Genomic DNA, 16211 nt, shown 5'->3' with positions numbered 1-16211 from the left:
ATCAGTGCCAGGCCCCTCTTTTTTGTTTGGAGGAGAAAGAGGTTGGTTAGTGGGTGGAGGGGCCAGGCACTGGTGTTGTTGTGGGAGTTGTTTTTGGTTCGCATCTTTGGATTGGCGTAGTTGGGGGATGGTACTTATCAGTGCCAGGCCCCTCTTTTTTGTTTGGAGGAGAAATTGGTTGGTTAGTGGGTGGAGGGGCCAGGCACTGGTGAGGTGTGGGGATTGGGGTATGGGCAGAGGAGATGAATGCCTCCTGTGCCCGGCATACATAAATTTAGTCTTCGATATCGAATACCCGCGTTAGGAATGAGTGCAGGTAGTGGGTTGTTTTTTCTGCGGTGATATCCAGGAATTCGATGATGAGTGATAGGTCGCTGCTGTTGAAGGTGTGGAGGAGTTCTCCCCACCATTCAGTTTCGTAGCGGCAGATCATGCTCAGGTTATAGAGCAGGAGGTAATGTACTAGCACCTCCGGAAAGAAAGTGAAATGCTCCTTTTTCCTTGGGATATAAAGCATCGACTTTTGATGATGATAAAGTAGAGGGGAATAGCTTAAGGACTGATTCTCCTGCTTACCGTTGAAGGTCATCATCTGCTTGGATTGTTCTTTTCCTGAATGTATATAGGACGTGTTAGACTCGAAATACTGAATGAACCGTTCCTGGGTCATTTTATAGTCGTCAAGTATCGAATTGGGAATGGAAACAGTTGAATCGGTTGCAAGGCCTATAGGCAGAAAAGACATTTTATTTTTTGTGATTTTTATGGCGGCTTCCAACTCCGGAATGGAGTAGAGAAGTTCTTGCATGGAGTATTTTGTCCCTTCCATTTGTTTCACATGAAACATTTTGTCGCTTATGTGAGAAAAAAGGCCGTTCTTTTGTATTTTTACTTCATCCTGGATGAATTCATAGCTTTGTTTCTTTCTTTTTCTCGTAGATACTCCATGAGCCAAGACTGCAGTTGATTCAGGATAGGAGGGATCTACAGTGAGCAGGCATGCTTTCAGCAGTTGGATCATTCCATAAAATAAGAGAACGGGTTTTATGGAGAGGGGTGAAACTTTGGATTGCTGAAGGTAGGTTAATCCGTGTTCGATAAAGTAGATGAAACTGTAAGCGTTTTGATAGCTCTTTTGATCATGGTTTTCGACCTGCCTTTTTTTATAGCTTTTTTTTAGTAATTTCTGGGCGGTTTCAACAGACAGGAATGGATGAAATAGATTTAAGTTAGAGTGAGCCATGATTTTCTGCCACTTCCTCGATTGGTTTGGATATAAATTAAATTTTTAGAAAAATACAACTTATATTAGTATCCTTGACAGTATTTTGTCCAGTTGATAATCTACTATAAATATATTCGAGGAAAAGAAGGGGGAAAATTTTGTCATGTGGGAAAGCAAATTTGCAAAAGAAGGATTAACTTTCGATGACGTATTACTTGTACCAGCCAAGTCTGAGGTATTGCCTAGAGATGTGGACTTAAAGGTGAAGCTGACAGATACCTTGCAATTGAATATCCCGATTATCAGTGCCGGTATGGATACTGTGACGGAAGCTGAGATGGCTATAGCGATGGCAAGACAGGGTGGACTTGGGATCATCCATAAAAACATGTCCATTGAGCAGCAAGCTGAGCAAGTGGATAAAGTAAAACGTTCCGAGAGAGGCGTTATTACGGATCCTTTCTTTTTAACTCCCGATCATCAAGTGTTTGATGCAGAACATTTAATGGGCAAGTACAGAATTTCCGGTGTACCGATTGTGAATAATAAGGAAGAGCAAAAGCTTGTAGGTATTCTTACAAACCGGGATCTTCGTTTCATCCAAGATTTTTCCATTCCGATTTCTGATGTCATGACAAAAGAAAACCTCGTAACTGCTTCTGTTGGTACGACTTTGGCAGAGGCGGAAAGCATTTTACAGAAATATAAGATCGAAAAGCTGCCACTAGTTGATAATGAAGGCATCTTAAAGGGTCTTATCACGATAAAGGATATTGAAAAGGTCATTGAGTTCCCTCATTCCTCCAAGGATGATCAAGGCAGACTGCTTGTAGGGGCAGCTGTAGGTGTGACAGGCGATACGATGCTTCGTGTCGATAAACTGGTTGGGGCAAGCGTCGATGCGATCGTTGTTGATACTGCACACGGTCACTCACAAGGGGTTTTGGATACAGTGAAGAAGATCAGAAGCAAGTATCCAAACCTGAATATTATTGCCGGGAATGTGGCAACAGCCGAAGCGACGAAGGACTTGATTGAAGCAGGGGCAAATGTAATCAAGGTTGGGATTGGACCTGGTTCCATCTGTACAACCCGTGTGGTAGCTGGTGTCGGGGTACCGCAGATTACAGCTGTTTATGATTGTGCAACTGAGGCACGCAAGCATGGTGCATCCATCATAGCGGATGGCGGTATTAAATACTCCGGGGACATCGTGAAGGCTTTGGCAGCTGGCGGTCATGCTGTCATGCTCGGCAGTATGCTTGGCGGTACGACAGAAAGCCCGGGAGAAACGGAAATATTCCAAGGCAGAAGATTTAAAGTGTATCGCGGCATGGGTTCTGTCGGTGCGATGGAAAAAGGAAGCAAGGATCGCTACTTCCAGGAGGACAACAAGAAATTTGTTCCGGAAGGCATCGAAGGGCGCATCCCTTATAAAGGACCTGTTGCCGATACCATCTACCAGATGGTTGGCGGACTTCGTTCCGGAATGGGGTATTGTGGAACAAAGGACCTACAAGCCTTAAGGGAAAACTCCCAATTTGTTAAGATGACGGGTGCAGGACTTCGTGAGAGTCATCCACATGATGTCCAAATCACAAAAGAATCTCCCAACTATTCCATTTGATAACAATAGTATAGGTGCTAAGTCATAGATGTGACAGAGAAAGAACAAGTCTTTCTCTGTCTATTTTTTTTGGAAATAGTGTGGTAGAATAACGACTATGTGAAAAAGTTTCTGGAGGGTTATTTATTGTGAAAAAAAATCTTCAACGTTTTATTGCTAGTTTATTAGCCATTACTTTATTGACGACGATTCTATCCATACAAGATGTACAAGCAGAGGAAAATGACCATTTAAACATAAATGCGGAAGCTGCTCTACTACTTGAACAAAGCACTGGGAAAATCATCTACCAAAAGAATATCGATACAGTACTAGGAATTGCAAGCATGACGAAAATGATGACAGAATACCTGATTCTTGAGGCTGTACATGAGAAAAAACTATCATGGGACGATCAGTACAATGTAACTGAATATGTTCATACTATTTCACAGGATACTAGTTTATCAAACGTTCCATTGCGCAGAGATGGAACATACAATGCAAGGGAACTATACGAGGCGATGGCCATCTACTCAGCAAACGGAGCAACGATTGCACTGGCTGAAATGGTTGCTGGTTCCGAAGAAGCTTTTGTTGAAAAAATGAATGAAAAAGCAGAAGAATTAGGATTGAAAGATTATAAATTTGTTAATACAACCGGTTTGAACAATACAGATCTATACGGAATGCATCCGGCAAACACTGCTGCCGATGAAGAAAATGTGATGTCAGCGCGTGCGACTGCCAAGCTTGCTTATCACTTGCTGAAGGATTTCCCGGAACTTCTGGATACTTCTAGCATCGACAAAAAAGTATTCCGCGAAGATACGGAAGACAGAATCGAAATGTCCAACTGGAACTGGATGATCCCTACCCTTGTAAAGGGATATGAAGGTGTAGATGGTATCAAGACCGGGTACACGGACTTTGCCGGGTATTCTTTTACAGGTACTGTACAGAAGGACGGCATGCGTTTTATTTCCGTGGTAATGAATGCGAAGAATGAAAGCGGAAATCCAGATGTGGAAGCACGCTTTGACGAAACAAGAAAACTATTCGATTATGGTTATGCAAACTTCTCGGTAAAAGAAATCTACCCTGCGAACTATCAAATAGATGAAAATTCCAATTTGAAAGTAGTAAAAGGGAAAGAGAAAAATGTGGAAGTTGCAACAAGTGAACCGTTAAAAGTATTGGTGAAACGTGGCGAAGAAGAAAACTTTGAGCCGTTATATGTGTTTGATGAAAAGTTGGTAAACAAAAAGAAAGAAATCACTGCTCCTATCGAAAAAGGGGCAAAGGTTGGTTATCTCACAGTTGAATATACTGGGGAAGATACAACAGGCTACCTATTTGAGGAAAATAAAAGTGGTGCAAAGGCAGAAGTAGTGACGACAGAAGCTGTTGAAAAAGCAAACTGGTTCGTCCTGACGATGCGTGGTATTGGAGGATTCTTCTCCGACTTATGGTCCACCATTGCTAGTTCCATCAAAGGGTTATTCTGATAAGAGAGCAAACAAAATAAGTGCGGAAAGACTTCCAGGTCTTACTGCACTTATTTTTTTATAACGGGAATGTGCCGGGCACGCTGGACCCTGGAGGATTTTCCAAACGTAAAAGAAATTTATTAGGATTTTTATCGGAATTGAGGTAAAATAAAGGACGTGTAAGAAAATCCTATGGATAAAGTCTATTTTATTTAAAACTATTTTAATCTACATACAGGGGGAATTCTCGATGACATTAACAGGTACTGATCGTGTAAAACGTGGAATGGCAGAAATGCAAAAAGGCGGCGTCATCATGGACGTTGTCAATGCTGAGCAGGCTAAAATCGCTGAGGAAGCTGGAGCAGTAGCGGTTATGGCATTAGAGCGTGTTCCTGCTGATATCCGTGCAGCCGGTGGGGTTGCACGCATGGCAGATCCTACAATCACTGAAGAGGTAATGAAGGCTGTAACGATCCCGGTAATGGCTAAAGCCCGTATCGGACATATCGTGGAGGCGCGCATTTTGGAAGCGATGGGTGTAGACTACATCGATGAGAGTGAAGTATTGACTCCTGCCGATGAAGAGTATCACTTGGACAAGCGTCAATATAAAGTACCGTTCGTTTGTGGTTGCCGTGATCTTGGTGAAGCTGCACGCCGTATCGGAGAAGGTGCTTCCATGCTTCGTACAAAAGGTGAGCCGGGAACTGGTAACATCGTAGAGGCAGTTCGTCACATCCGTAAAGTAAATGCTCAAGTTCGTAAAGTTGTAGGAATGAACGAAGATGAATTGATGACAGAAGCGAAGCTATTAGGTGCACCATTTGAATTGCTTCTTGAAATCAAGCGTCTTGGACGTCTTCCGGTTGTTAACTTTGCAGCTGGTGGAATTGCGACTCCTGCAGATGCAGCTTTAATGATGCAATTGGGAGCGGACGGGGTATTCGTTGGATCTGGTATTTTCAAATCAGACAACCCAGCTAAATTTGCACGAGCAATCGTGGAAGCGACTACTCATTACCAAGACTACGAATTGATTGCAAGCCTATCAAAAGGTCTGGGTGCAGCAATGAAAGGTATCGAAATCTCTACATTATTGCCTGAAAATCGCATGCAAGAGCGTGGCTGGTAAGTAAAGGAGTTTTGAATCATGGTGAAAGTTGGAGTCCTTGGACTTCAAGGTGCAGTTCGGGAGCATGTAAGATCGATCGAGGCATCTGGAGCAGAGGCAATTGTCGTAAAGAAAGTGGAACAGCTTGCTGAGATTGATGGTCTGATTATTCCTGGTGGGGAAAGCACGACCATGCGTCGTTTAATTGATAAATATTCTTTCATGGAGCCATTGCGGGAATTCGGGGCAAGTGGAAAGCCGGTCTTTGGTACGTGTGCAGGACTAATTCTCATTGCGAACGAAATTGTCGGATATGATGAGCCGCATCTAGGATTGATGGATGCCAAGGTGGAACGTAATTCATTTGGCCGCCAAGTCGACAGCTTCGAGGCGGAGCTTACGATCGCAGGCGTTGCCAATGACTTTGTCGGCGTCTTTATCCGTGCCCCTCATATCGTGGAGGTCGGAGAGGATGTCGAAGTCCTCTGTAAGCATAATGGCCGCATTGTTGCTGCAAGACAAAATCAATTCCTTGGCTGTTCATTCCATCCGGAATTGACGGACGATCATCGGATTACGCAGTATTTCGTCAATATGGTGAAAGAGTCTAAATAAATTTGTGTATAAAACTATTGCAAGTAAGAGAAACTTGTAGTAAATTATTCGTTAACAAGAAAATATAGCCAAAGCGTTGAGAGGAAATAGTATCAGCTTGTTTTACTTTAGAGAGTCGGTGGCTGGTGGAAACCGATGTAGGACATTTTGAGAATCCATCCTTGAGCAGTGAACCGAATTACCTTTTTATAGGTATAGTAAGTCACTTCGGTAAGATTATTACCGTTATCGAATGAAGTGGGAAAAGGTTATATATGCCTTTTTCAACAAGGGTGGCAACACGGGATATCAAACTCTCGTCCCTATTAGGGGACGGGGGTTTTTTGTGTTTTTTAAAAAAGGAGGAACAGGAAAAATGTTGGATTTAAAATTATTGCGTGCCAATTTTGAAGAAATTAAAGGGAAGCTTACTCACCGCGGGGAGGACTTGACTGATCTTGACCGTTTTGAGGAGCTTGATGCGAAAAGAAGAGATCTCTTGGGGCAGACAGAACAACTGAAAAGCAAGCGTAATGAAGTATCCCAACAGATTGCTGTCATGAAGCGTGAAAAGCAGGATGCTGATCACTTGATCAAGGAAATGCGGGAAGTCGGGGACAAAGTAAAAGAGCTTGATGATGAATTAAGGGGAGTGGAAGAGACTTTGGAGCTTCTTCTATTGTCCATTCCGAATATCCCTCATGAGAGCGTGCCTGTCGGCGAAACAGAGGATGATAATGTGGAGGTCCGCAAATGGGGAGAGGTTCCGGTATTTGACCACGAGGTAAAAGCACACTGGGACATTGCAGATGAGCTTGGGATCCTTGACTTCGAGCGTGCTGGCAAAGTAACGGGAAGCCGATTTGTATTCTATCGCGGACTTGGTGCGAGATTGGAAAGGGCCCTTTTCAACTTCATGCTTGATCTACATGTTGATGAGCATGGATACACGGAAGTGCTGCCTCCTTACCTCGTAAATCGTGCAAGTATGACAGGGACCGGGCAGCTTCCTAAATTCGAGGAAGATGCTTTCCTGATTGAAAAAGAAGACTACTTCCTTGTACCGACTGCTGAGGTACCGATTACCAATATGCACCGAGATGAAATCCTGAGTGCCGATCAGCTGCCGATCAACTATGCGGCATTCAGTGCATGCTTCCGTTCTGAAGCGGGTTCTGCAGGCCGTGATACCCGTGGTCTTATCCGCCAGCATCAATTCAATAAAGTGGAGCTTGTGAAGTTTGTGAAGCCGGAAGATTCTTATGAAGAACTGGAAAAACTAACAGGTAATGCGGAGAAGGTATTGCAGCTTCTTGGACTGCCATACCGTGTGCTGAGCATGTGTACCGCAGACCTTGGTTTTACCGCTGCGAAAAAGTACGACATCGAAGTATGGATCCCAAGTGCCGAGACGTACCGTGAGATTTCTTCTTGCAGTAACTTTGAGAGCTTCCAGGCACGCCGTGCAGGCATCCGTTTCCGTCGTGATCCAAAAGGGAAGCCGGAACATGTGCACACATTGAATGGTTCTGGTCTGGCAATTGGACGTACAGTTGCAGCCATCATCGAGAACTACCAGCAGGCTGATGGCTCTGTCGTGATCCCTGAAGTATTGCGTCCATACATGGGCGGCAAGGAAATTATGACTAAATAGTGAACAGAAAAAGGATGGGGAAAAAATTCTTCATCCTTTTTTTTTATTGCGTTGACAAGTTATTTTGAAATATGATATATTACTTTTTGTTGATACGGAGGAATACCCAAGTCCGGCTGAAGGGATCGGTCTTGAAAACCGACAGGGGTGTCAAAACCCGCGGGGGTTCGAATCCCCCTTCCTCCTCCATCATTATTTATAAAAGGTGATTTTACCTAAAGCGCATAAAATGGAGATTGTTCGTTACATTGGAGAAAGTAACGATTTTTTTATTGTCAAAGATGGAAGCGACGCCGTCTGGGACAATAAAATAAGCCGCCTATATAGGCGGCTTATTTTTTTAGCAGAAGTGACTGCTTCATATGATGGGAAATCTTTTCGATGATAGGTTCAACGGAATTGGAATTTCTCAAAACATCATAGTCATTGATATTCAAGCGAAGAACAGGGCACGCGTGAAAGCTGTTGATCCACTTTTCATAACGCTCGTGCATTTCTTCCCAGTAAGAGATTGGTGTTTGCTGCTCCATCGGACGTCCGCGTTCCTGGATCCTTCCTAAGATATCATCCAAGCTTCCTTCCAGATAGATCAAGAGGTCGGGATGAGGGAAGTATGGGGTCATGACCATTGCTTCAAACAGGCTTGTATAGGTCTCATAATCCACCTTCGTCATCGTCCCTTTTTCATAATGCATATTTGCGAAAATCCCAGTATCTTCATAAATAGAACGATCCTGAACGAAGCCTCCGCCATACTCGAAAATCTTCTTCTGGTCCTTAAAGCGCTCTGCCAAGAAGTAGATCTGCAAATGAAAGCTCCAGCGTTCAAAATCCGCATAGAACTTGTCCAAATATGGATTGGTATCTACTTTTTCGAAAGAGGTACGAAAGCCTAGTGCGTTTGCTAAAGCGTTTGTCATGGTTGATTTCCCGACACCCACTGTTCCGGCAATCGTAATGACCGCATTGGATGGGATGCCGTATTTTTCACGTAGATTCATTTAATGATAACTCCTTTTTCCAAGGTATCGCGCAATTGGTTGAAGATCTTTTCTTTATCCTCTTCACGCTGTATAAAATCTATTTCGTCCCCATTGAAGCGTAATATCGGCAGGGATGGATATTGTCGTTCCAGTCGGTCCATTTCTTCATCATAATCCAAACTGAGCTGTTGGAGATAAAGCGGGTCGATTTTCTTTTCAATATCTCTCCCACGCATTTCAATCCTACTTAATAAGGTGTCCAAACTTGCATGCAAATAGATGATGACATTTGGTTTTGGCATATCCGATGTCAGGATGTCATAGATTTGCAGGTATTTGTCATACTGTTTATCCCTTAATGTACGCTTTGCAAATATAAGATTCTTCATGATGTGATAATCCGACACAACCGGTGCCCCGTTCTTTAAATGAAGCCGATCGATATCTTCTAGTTGCTTATATCTATTGCATAGAAAAAACATTTCCGTCTGGAAACTCCACTCATCTATATCTTCGTAGAATTTTCCGAGAAAAGGATTTTCGTCTACTATTTCTTTTAATAACTGATACTGGAACTCCTCTGCAATCTTCTTTGCAAGCGAGGTTTTTCCAACACCAATCGGTCCTTCAACAGTAATAAATGGTGTTGCTTGCATCTTAAACGAACCCCCTTATTTAAACCGAACACTCATCAATATTTTGACAGACATTTAACATTCTATCACAGATATTGTCGATATGGATTAGGAAATTATGAAAAAAAGAGACTGAATCCCATTCAGCCTCCAACCTTTTTATTTATATGATTGATGCCACCGTGCTGTCGGATTTTTCACCACATTGAAGTTGTCGGTGATCAAAAGCCAATTTTGCGGGAAGGAAAGTCCGAGTTTCCAATAGCTGATCCCTCTCAGGTTCAATTCTTTCAATAGATCAAACTTTGCCTGTATCGAACGTGCATCCTCGAACCAGACTTCATGTTCTTTTCCTTCCTTCCAGTAATTGAAATGAGGCGCCTGTGCCTTCACATCGTATTCTATAGCAGCATTATTATCACTGGCAAGCTGGATGGCAGCCTGTGGGCTGATTGCTTTTGCGAACTCCCCGCCTGGCTTGAAGGGAAGCGTCCAGTCATAGCCGTATAGGTTCTGTCCCATCATGATTTTATTGCCAGGCATCTCTGTCAATGCGTACTCGAGTACCTCCCTTACAGGACCGATTGGTGAAACTGCCATAGGCGGTCCGCCGCTATAGCCCCATTCATAGGTCATGATGATGACAAAGTCGACAATCTCCCCGTGTGCTTTGTAGTCATGGGCTTCATACCATTTACCTTTTTGGTCTGCTTTTGTTTTAGGGGCCAATGCCGTGGAAATGAGCCATCCTTCCTTTTTGAAACGGTCGCGTGCTTTTCGTAAAAATGTATTATAGGCTTCCTTATCAGCTGGCCGCAAGTATTCAAAATCAAAATGGATATCCTTGAAGTTATATTTCTTTGCAGTTGCTACCACGTTATCAAGAAATTTGTTCTGGATAGACATATTCGTCAAAATGATCCGGCCAAGCTCATCACTGAAGCCGTCCTCCTCCAGATTAGTGAGGACCATCATGAGTGTGACGTTATTGGCCTCCGCTATTTGCGGAAAGTTGTTCAGTGGCGGTTCCTTTAAAGAGCCGTCCCGCTGCACGCGAAAACTGAAAGGTGCAAGATAGGTCAAATAAGGAGCCGTGTTCCTTGCACTCTGTTCGAGTTGTGGGGATACTGTATTTCCGCTGGGCTCAATATATGCATTGATTTCTGCTTCCCTTTTTGGCTGTGGCGGGATATAGAGTCTGAATCCGGGCCGGAGTGGCTGATTGGTATTCAATTGGTTGATCTGTGCCAGGCGCTGTGGTGTTGTATTGAATCTCCTTGCTATTGAAGAAAGGGTGTCGCCTTGCTGTACATAATAGAACCGTCCGACAATCGGGATTACAAGCGCCTGCCCTATTACAAGGTTATCGGGATTGGGAAGTTCGTTTGCTTCTATTATATCTTCAGGGGTCGTAGCGTAAGCCTGCGAAATCCCGTAAATTGATTGTCCTTGCCTAACGACATGAATTTGCATGGTTCGTCCCTCCTATTCATCATCCTTTATCAATGTATGAAGCGGTGGAGGGATTCATGCAAGTTCTTTACCCGTTCACTAACGCATCTGTAGTGTAAATAGTGGCCTTCAGGACATTTTTCATCATCGTGAGGGCATATTCATTGTCCTCATCCGCTGTCGAGGCAATGGCATCAGTTGGTACAAGGAGCTTTATCTCCCGCATATAAGCGTCATTTGCGGTGAAAAGGACGCAGATATTTCCAGCAATTCCTGTCAGGATCAGAGAGTTCACCCCCAACTGGGAAAGAAGGGTATGCAACGCAGTGCCAAAAAACGCGGAATGCTTCGGCTTGATCAGAAAATAGTCATCCTCTTCTGGACGGAGATTTTCAATGATGCCTTTACTGAGTGGATTACTGCATTTCTCCATTATCTTATTATAGTCTGCCTGCCATAGCTGATAATGATCATTTACATAGATGATGGGAAGTCCGTTCGCCTTCATCAGTTTTTTTAGCTTTAATATATTGGGTGCAATGGCAGCGGTCTTCTTTGCCAGTGTTTTTCCGTGCTTAAACTGAAAATCATTGATAATATCAATTATAAGTAAAGCAGTGTGCTCCAAGTATTATCACCTCATGCAGATTAGTGTATGGAACTTCTGACAAGAATATAAACGAGCATGCAAAAAGAAAGGAATCCGGGTTATGCAGGAAAATACCGACGAATGGTTTATGAAACAGGCGATAGAAGAAGCAAAAAAAGCGGAGGAGTTGGCGGAAGTGCCAATAGGTGCTGTAATAGTCAAGGACGGAGAGATTATTGCAAAAGCACATAACTTGAGAGAGACCACCCAGAGATCCATTACCCATGCAGAAATACTGGCAATCGATGATGCCTGCAAGAGACTGGGTACGTGGAGGCTTGAGGATACCACCCTATATGTCACGCTCGAGCCATGTCCGATGTGTGCGGGGGCCATCGTTTTATCACGCGTGCAAAAAGTGGTGTTTGGAGCCATGGATCCGAAAGCAGGCTGTGCAGGCACATTGATGAACCTGTTGGATGAACCTCGATTCAATCATCAGACCGAGATAGTGAGTGGAGTGCTCGGGGAAGAGTGCGGAGCATTGCTTTCCGATTTTTTCAGGAAGCTTCGCCAAAAGAAAAAGGAGAAAAAGATGCAGCAGTAAACAGACGCCTAAAATTTTACAGATGGTTGTGGTTGCATTTTTTCCTTTTTTCCCTTATACTAAATTATGCGTCGGACATAAAGACGCACAAACCTTTTGGTTTTAATTTTGTCGTGCTAAGCGGGGAGGTAGCGGTGCCCTGAACTCGCAATCCGCTCTAGCGAGGCTGAATCCCTTCTCGAGGTTAGCAGGCTGTAGGGTCTGCCTTAAGTAAGTGGTGTTGACACCTGGGTCCTGCGCAATGGGAACCCGTGAACCATGTCAGGTCCGGAAGGAAGCAGCATTAAGCGGACTCTCTCATGTGCCGCAGGGTTGCCTGGGTCGAGCTAACTGCTTAAGTAACGCTTATGGTGGCTAATCGACAGAAGGTGCACGGCAGTTATAAATAGTCATTCAAACCCACTCTATTACAGGGTGGGTTTTTTGCTGTACTTTTTTAGACTGAAAATAAATCAAGCCAATTCATGTTTGCTTTTGAAATTGACTCCATTTCTACGGTATAATGGAAAGGATAAGAAAGAAGGAGGGCATATTGGTGGCATATCAAGCTTTATATCGTGTTTTTCGACCACAGCTTTTTCAGGATGTCGTGGGACAGGAACATATAACCAAAACCTTACAAAACGCCCTGCTTCAACAGAAGTTCTCCCACGCCTATCTGTTTTCCGGCCCAAGAGGAACCGGTAAAACGAGTGCGGCAAAGATATTAGCAAAGGCAGTGAACTGCGAACACGCTCCTGTTGCAGAGCCTTGCAATGAGTGCCCCTCCTGCAGGGGAATCACAGATGGTTCCATTTCCGATGTAATGGAAATCGATGCAGCCTCCAATAATGGGGTCGATGAAATCCGTGATATCAGGGACAAGGTGAAATATGCACCGAGCGCGGTCAAGTATAAAGTATATATCATAGATGAAGTACATATGCTTTCCATTGGAGCATTTAACGCACTATTAAAGACACTGGAAGAGCCTCCGAAGCACGTGATCTTCATCCTGGCTACAACCGAGCCGCATAAAATTCCGCTGACCATCATTTCGCGCTGTCAGCGATTTGACTTCAGAAGGATCACTGCGGAATCCATTGTCGGCAGATTGGAGACCGTGCTGCATGCACAGGAGATCGAAAGCGAGCCACATGCACTTGCAGTCATTGCAAGAGCGGCCGAGGGTGGAATGCGTGATGCCTTGAGTCTGATGGACCAGGCCATTTCCTTCAGCGACGGGAAACTGACTGTCCAGGATGCGCTCTCCATCACGGGATCGGTGTCCCAGACCTTCCTTACCGATCTTGTGAGTGCGCTCCATCAAAAGAATGTCGCAGATGCCCTGGATTCCCTGAATTCCGTTTTTCGTTCAGGAAAAGACCCTTCCAGGTTTTTGGAGGATTTGATTTTCTATTACCGAGACATGCTGCTCTATAAGACAGCACCAAGGCTTGAGCAGATCCTTGACAGGGTACAGGTGGATGAAGGGTTCAAGGCGTTTGCGGAGGAAATCCCGTCTGAGACCATCTATGAAACGATCGATATACTCAATAAGAGCCAACAGGAGATGAAGTGGACCAATCATCCTCGGATCTACCTAGAAGTGGCGATTGTGAAACTCTGTCAACTTGAGGGTTCTTCGAAAGAAGCGGCAGACCAAGATCAGGTGAATATCCTCATAAAGAAAATCACCATGCTGGAAAACAAAGTGAAAGAGCTGTCTTCTGGTAAACTTGTCGAAGCCAACCAAGCGGCTGCTGCGGCTAAAACACCTGTAAGATCTGGTGGAGGTTCACGCAATGGGTTCAAACCTGCAGTCGGGCGTATCCAGGAAGTGTTGAAAAATGCGACAAGAGGCGATCTGGATAGTATCAAAGGCAGTTGGGCCCAGCTATTGGAAACACTCCGCAAACAGAATAGGGTGTCCCATGCAGCTTTATTGACAGATAGTGAGCCGGTGGCTGCTTCGAACCAGGCTTTTGTGTTAAAATTCAAGTATGAGATACATTGCAAGATGGCATCCGATGATCAGGTAAAGCAGAATCTCGAGCAGATCCTGCTGGAGCTTACCGGAAAATCCTTCGATATGCTCGCTGTACCGGAAACGGAGTGGCAGCAGATCCGTGAGGATTTCATACGAGGTCAGAAGGATGAGACTGATGGTGGCCAGCAGGAAGAGGACCCTTTTATTGAAGAGGCCAAGAAATTGGTTGGTCCCGAGCTGATTGAAATAAAAGAATGAACTATTAACCAATAACAGGAGGAATGACTTATGATGCGTGGTGGCGGAATGGGTAACATGCAAAAAATGATGAAACAAATGCAAAAAATGCAAAAGGATATGGCGAAAGCCCAAGAGGAATTGGCAGAAAAGACGATAGAAGGCAGTGCTGGCGGCGGTATGGTCACAGTTGTCGTGAACGGCCAGAAAGAAATCATCTCTGTGAATATTAAAGAGGAAGTAGTAGACCCGGAAGATATCGAAATGCTGCAAGATCTAGTGTTGGCTGCTACAAATGATGCCTTGAAGAAAATGGAGGAGTTGACTAATGATACAATGGGTCAATTCACCAAAGGGTTAAACATGCCAGGACTTTTCTAGGAGGACCTTTATGCACTATCCTGAGCCTATATCAAAGCTGATCGACAGCTTTATGAAATTGCCGGGTATCGGCCCGAAAACGGCCGCACGTCTGGCTTTTTTCGTATTGAATATGAAAGAAGACACAGTGTTGGACTTTGCGAAAGCATTGGTCAATGCGAAAAGGAACTTATCCTACTGTTCCGTATGCGGACATATCACCGATAAAGATCCATGCTATATCTGTGAAGACAACCGACGTGACCAGACAGTTATCTGTGTGGTCCAGGAAACCAAGGATGTCATAGCCATGGAGAAGATGAAGGACTATAACGGGCTCTATCATGTGCTGCATGGCGCCATCTCACCTATGGATGGAATCGGCCCGGAGGATATCAAAATCCCTGAACTCATCAAACGATTACAGGATGATGTGGTCCAGGAATTGATCTTGGCTACCAACCCCAACATCGAGGGAGAAGCAACAGCCATGTATATTTCAAGGCTTCTAAAACCGACAGGAATCAAAATGACACGAATTGCACATGGTCTGCCGGTTGGTGGGGACCTTGAATACGCAGATGAAGTGACACTTTCCAAGGCGTTAGAAGGAAGAAGAGAAATTTAAATTTGATAAATCCATATAAAGGGGCTAACACTAGCTATGTTTTTTCGTAAAAAAGACCGCTTGAAAAAACAGTTCGATGCCAAGCTCATGGAAACAACCGAGTCGTGCAAAGATCGTTGGACAAAACAGAAAAGCCTTGTTGAAAAAAGTGTGGAGCCATCCGAAGAGGTAATCTGCCAGCTCAAAATGGCAGAAGCCAAATATCTTTTCCTATTAAAAGAAGTTCGAGCAAGAATGACAGTAAAATAGAGAAGCTCCTTACATACCGCAGCCGGACAGGCTGCGGTATTTTTTTTAGGTTGTAGTAGATGGAAGGGCAACTTTCTATATATATAGAAGAAGAAGGTATCCCCATTGTGCATTCCTAGAAGGGTAACGCTTATAAACTTCTGCAGATTGTTCTGAAATCAGCAGGAGAACATACAATTACAATATAGTACAAGCTGAGGAGGGAGCAGGTTTGCAGCCATTGATTGTGATTGGAGTAATAGGAGCGCTCATATTATTGGTTCTTATAGTGGGGACTCCCCTTAAACCATTGCGGTTTGTCGGACAAACAGCCATTAAAATAATGATAGGTGCGCTGTTCTTGTTTTTCTTGAATGCATTTGGAAATTCAATGGGGATACATGTCCCGATCAACTTTGCCACCTCTGCCATTTCAGGGGTGCTTGGAATACCCGGGGTGGCAGCCTTGGTGATCATCCAAATGTATATCATTCAGTAAGTCTAGGTTCCTCTCGAAAAAGAGGAATCTTTTTTATATTTTCTTATTGACTCTGGTATCATTAAAATGGTATATTAGATTTCGTTGTCACAAACGAATTGCGTTTCTAAAAAACTTCTTTTTAAAAAAGTTGTTGACTCGCTTTCGGCAGTGTGATAAGATAATAAAGTCGCTTCGAGAGAACGGCTCATAAAAAAGTTCTTTGAAAACTAAACAAAACAACAGCGTCCACGTTAATCTTATAGAGATTAACAAAGAACGAAAATGTAACATAAGCTAGTCAACATTTGAGCATAAGCTCAAACTCTTTATTGGAGAGTTTGATCCTGGCTCAGGATGAA

16 protein-coding genes, 1 tRNA gene, 1 other RNA gene and 1 other annotated feature are annotated in these 16211 nt (G+C 43.9%); of the genes, 13 read left to right on the top strand and 5 right to left on the bottom strand.

Features of this window, described 5'->3' with window-relative positions:
* Positions 1–274: 274 nt before the first annotated feature.
* The gene (locus tag JOC95_RS21195; protein ID WP_204420233.1) at positions 275–1243 is read right to left on the bottom strand and encodes a YaaC family protein; all 969 of its coding nucleotides are present in this window, start codon (positions 1241–1243) and stop codon (positions 275–277) included.
* A gap of 145 nt (positions 1244–1388) precedes the next feature.
* On the opposite strand from JOC95_RS21195, the gene guaB reads away from it, so the two are divergent.
* The 6 genes from guaB to JOC95_RS21165 all read left to right on the top strand — a co-directional run bounded on the left by guaB (position 1389) and on the right by JOC95_RS21165 (position 7872).
* Positions 1389–2852 (top strand): IMP dehydrogenase, encoded by a 1464-nt coding sequence (guaB, locus tag JOC95_RS21190; protein WP_204420231.1) that lies wholly within the window; start codon positions 1389–1391, stop codon positions 2850–2852.
* A gap of 128 nt (positions 2853–2980) precedes the next feature.
* Entirely contained in the window at positions 2981–4339 is a 1359-nt protein-coding gene (locus tag JOC95_RS21185; protein WP_204420229.1) for a D-alanyl-D-alanine carboxypeptidase family protein, read from the top strand.
* A gap of 232 nt (positions 4340–4571) precedes the next feature.
* Positions 4572–5456 (top strand): pyridoxal 5'-phosphate synthase lyase subunit PdxS, encoded by an 885-nt coding sequence (gene pdxS, locus JOC95_RS21180; RefSeq protein ID WP_204420227.1) that lies wholly within the window; start codon positions 4572–4574, stop codon positions 5454–5456.
* An 18-nt stretch (positions 5457–5474) separates the two neighbouring features.
* Positions 5475–6050 (top strand): pyridoxal 5'-phosphate synthase glutaminase subunit PdxT, encoded by a 576-nt coding sequence (pdxT, locus tag JOC95_RS21175; protein ID WP_204420225.1) that lies wholly within the window; start codon positions 5475–5477, stop codon positions 6048–6050.
* 67 nt (positions 6051–6117) lie between these two features.
* Positions 6118–6357, top strand: a binding site (T-box leader).
* A gap of 48 nt (positions 6358–6405) precedes the next feature.
* Complete coding sequence (gene serS / locus JOC95_RS21170; protein ID WP_204420223.1) at positions 6406–7683, top strand: serine--tRNA ligase; 1278 nt, start codon at positions 6406–6408, stop codon at positions 7681–7683.
* Between the two features lie 96 nt (positions 7684–7779).
* Positions 7780–7872, top strand: a tRNA-Ser gene (locus JOC95_RS21165).
* 143 nt (positions 7873–8015) lie between these two features.
* Here the strand turns inward: JOC95_RS21165 and JOC95_RS21160 are convergent.
* The 4 genes from JOC95_RS21160 to JOC95_RS21145 all read right to left on the bottom strand — a co-directional run bounded on the left by JOC95_RS21160 (position 8016) and on the right by JOC95_RS21145 (position 11381).
* Positions 8016–8684, bottom strand: coding sequence for a deoxynucleoside kinase (locus JOC95_RS21160; protein WP_204420221.1), 669 nt, complete (start codon positions 8682–8684; stop codon positions 8016–8018).
* Positions 8681–9322 (bottom strand): deoxynucleoside kinase, encoded by a 642-nt coding sequence (locus JOC95_RS21155; RefSeq protein ID WP_204420220.1) that lies wholly within the window; start codon positions 9320–9322, stop codon positions 8681–8683. Before JOC95_RS21155 ends, JOC95_RS21160 begins: the two co-directional genes overlap by 4 nt.
* Positions 9323–9460: 138 nt before the next feature.
* Positions 9461–10774 (bottom strand): glycoside hydrolase family 18 protein, encoded by a 1314-nt coding sequence (locus tag JOC95_RS21150; RefSeq protein ID WP_204420218.1) that lies wholly within the window; start codon positions 10772–10774, stop codon positions 9461–9463.
* Positions 10775–10841: 67 nt separating this feature from the next.
* A complete protein-coding gene (locus JOC95_RS21145) occupies positions 10842–11381 on the bottom strand; it encodes a cysteine hydrolase family protein (protein ID WP_204420216.1) in 540 nt (179 codons plus the stop codon).
* Positions 11382–11463: 82 nt separating this feature from the next.
* On the opposite strand from JOC95_RS21145, the gene tadA reads away from it, so the two are divergent.
* The 7 genes from tadA to JOC95_RS21110 all read left to right on the top strand — a co-directional run bounded on the left by tadA (position 11464) and on the right by JOC95_RS21110 (position 15870).
* Positions 11464–11949 carry a tRNA adenosine(34) deaminase TadA gene (gene tadA, locus JOC95_RS21140; RefSeq protein WP_204420214.1) on the top strand — a complete coding sequence of 162 codons (486 nt, stop codon included), beginning with the start codon at positions 11464–11466 and terminating at the stop codon, positions 11947–11949.
* 111 nt (positions 11950–12060) lie between these two features.
* Positions 12061–12325: signal recognition particle sRNA large type (ffs, locus tag JOC95_RS21135), an RNA gene on the top strand.
* A 159-nt stretch (positions 12326–12484) separates the two neighbouring features.
* Entirely contained in the window at positions 12485–14176 is a 1692-nt protein-coding gene (gene dnaX / locus JOC95_RS21130) for a DNA polymerase III subunit gamma/tau (protein ID WP_204420212.1), read from the top strand.
* 33 nt (positions 14177–14209) lie between these two features.
* Entirely contained in the window at positions 14210–14536 is a 327-nt protein-coding gene (locus JOC95_RS21125) for a YbaB/EbfC family nucleoid-associated protein (RefSeq protein ID WP_204420235.1), read from the top strand.
* Positions 14537–14546: 10 nt separating this feature from the next.
* Positions 14547–15143 (top strand): recombination mediator RecR, encoded by a 597-nt coding sequence (gene recR, locus JOC95_RS21120; RefSeq protein WP_204420210.1) that lies wholly within the window; start codon positions 14547–14549, stop codon positions 15141–15143.
* A 36-nt stretch (positions 15144–15179) separates the two neighbouring features.
* A complete protein-coding gene (locus JOC95_RS21115; RefSeq protein WP_204420207.1) occupies positions 15180–15392 on the top strand; it encodes a YaaL family protein in 213 nt (70 codons plus the stop codon).
* A gap of 211 nt (positions 15393–15603) precedes the next feature.
* Positions 15604–15870 carry a pro-sigmaK processing inhibitor BofA family protein gene (locus tag JOC95_RS21110; RefSeq protein ID WP_204420205.1) on the top strand — a complete coding sequence of 89 codons (267 nt, stop codon included), beginning with the start codon at positions 15604–15606 and terminating at the stop codon, positions 15868–15870.
* Positions 15871–16211 lie beyond the last annotated feature (341 nt).

Origin of the sequence: Sutcliffiella tianshenii, from assembly GCF_016908565.1 — a bacterium.
GTDB classification, from domain to species: domain Bacteria; phylum Bacillota; class Bacilli; order Bacillales; family Bacillaceae_I; genus Sutcliffiella_A; species Sutcliffiella_A tianshenii.
This window is presented reverse-complemented; position numbering and strand designations above follow the sequence as displayed.

Bases quoted from the DNA above. Each gene is read 5' to 3' on its own strand.
- JOC95_RS21195 (WP_204420233.1), bottom strand. From the start codon at position 1,243: ATGGCTCACTCTAACTTAAATCTATTTCATCCATTCCTGTCTGTTGAA.
- guaB (WP_204420231.1), top strand. From the start codon at position 1,389: ATGTGGGAAAGCAAATTTGCAAAAGAAGGATTAACTTTCGATGACGTA.
- pdxS (WP_204420227.1), top strand. From the start codon at position 4,572: ATGACATTAACAGGTACTGATCGTGTAAAACGTGGAATGGCAGAAATG.
- pdxT (WP_204420225.1), top strand. From the start codon at position 5,475: ATGGTGAAAGTTGGAGTCCTTGGACTTCAAGGTGCAGTTCGGGAGCAT.
- serS (WP_204420223.1), top strand. From the start codon at position 6,406: ATGTTGGATTTAAAATTATTGCGTGCCAATTTTGAAGAAATTAAAGGG.
- JOC95_RS21160 (WP_204420221.1), bottom strand. From the start codon at position 8,684: ATGAATCTACGTGAAAAATACGGCATCCCATCCAATGCGGTCATTACG.
- JOC95_RS21155 (WP_204420220.1), bottom strand. From the start codon at position 9,322: ATGCAAGCAACACCATTTATTACTGTTGAAGGACCGATTGGTGTTGGA.
- JOC95_RS21150 (WP_204420218.1), bottom strand. From the start codon at position 10,774: ATGCAAATTCATGTCGTTAGGCAAGGACAATCAATTTACGGGATTTCG.
- tadA (WP_204420214.1), top strand. From the start codon at position 11,464: ATGCAGGAAAATACCGACGAATGGTTTATGAAACAGGCGATAGAAGAA.
- JOC95_RS21125 (WP_204420235.1), top strand. From the start codon at position 14,210: ATGCGTGGTGGCGGAATGGGTAACATGCAAAAAATGATGAAACAAATG.
- recR (WP_204420210.1), top strand. From the start codon at position 14,547: ATGCACTATCCTGAGCCTATATCAAAGCTGATCGACAGCTTTATGAAA.
- JOC95_RS21115 (WP_204420207.1), top strand. From the start codon at position 15,180: ATGTTTTTTCGTAAAAAAGACCGCTTGAAAAAACAGTTCGATGCCAAG.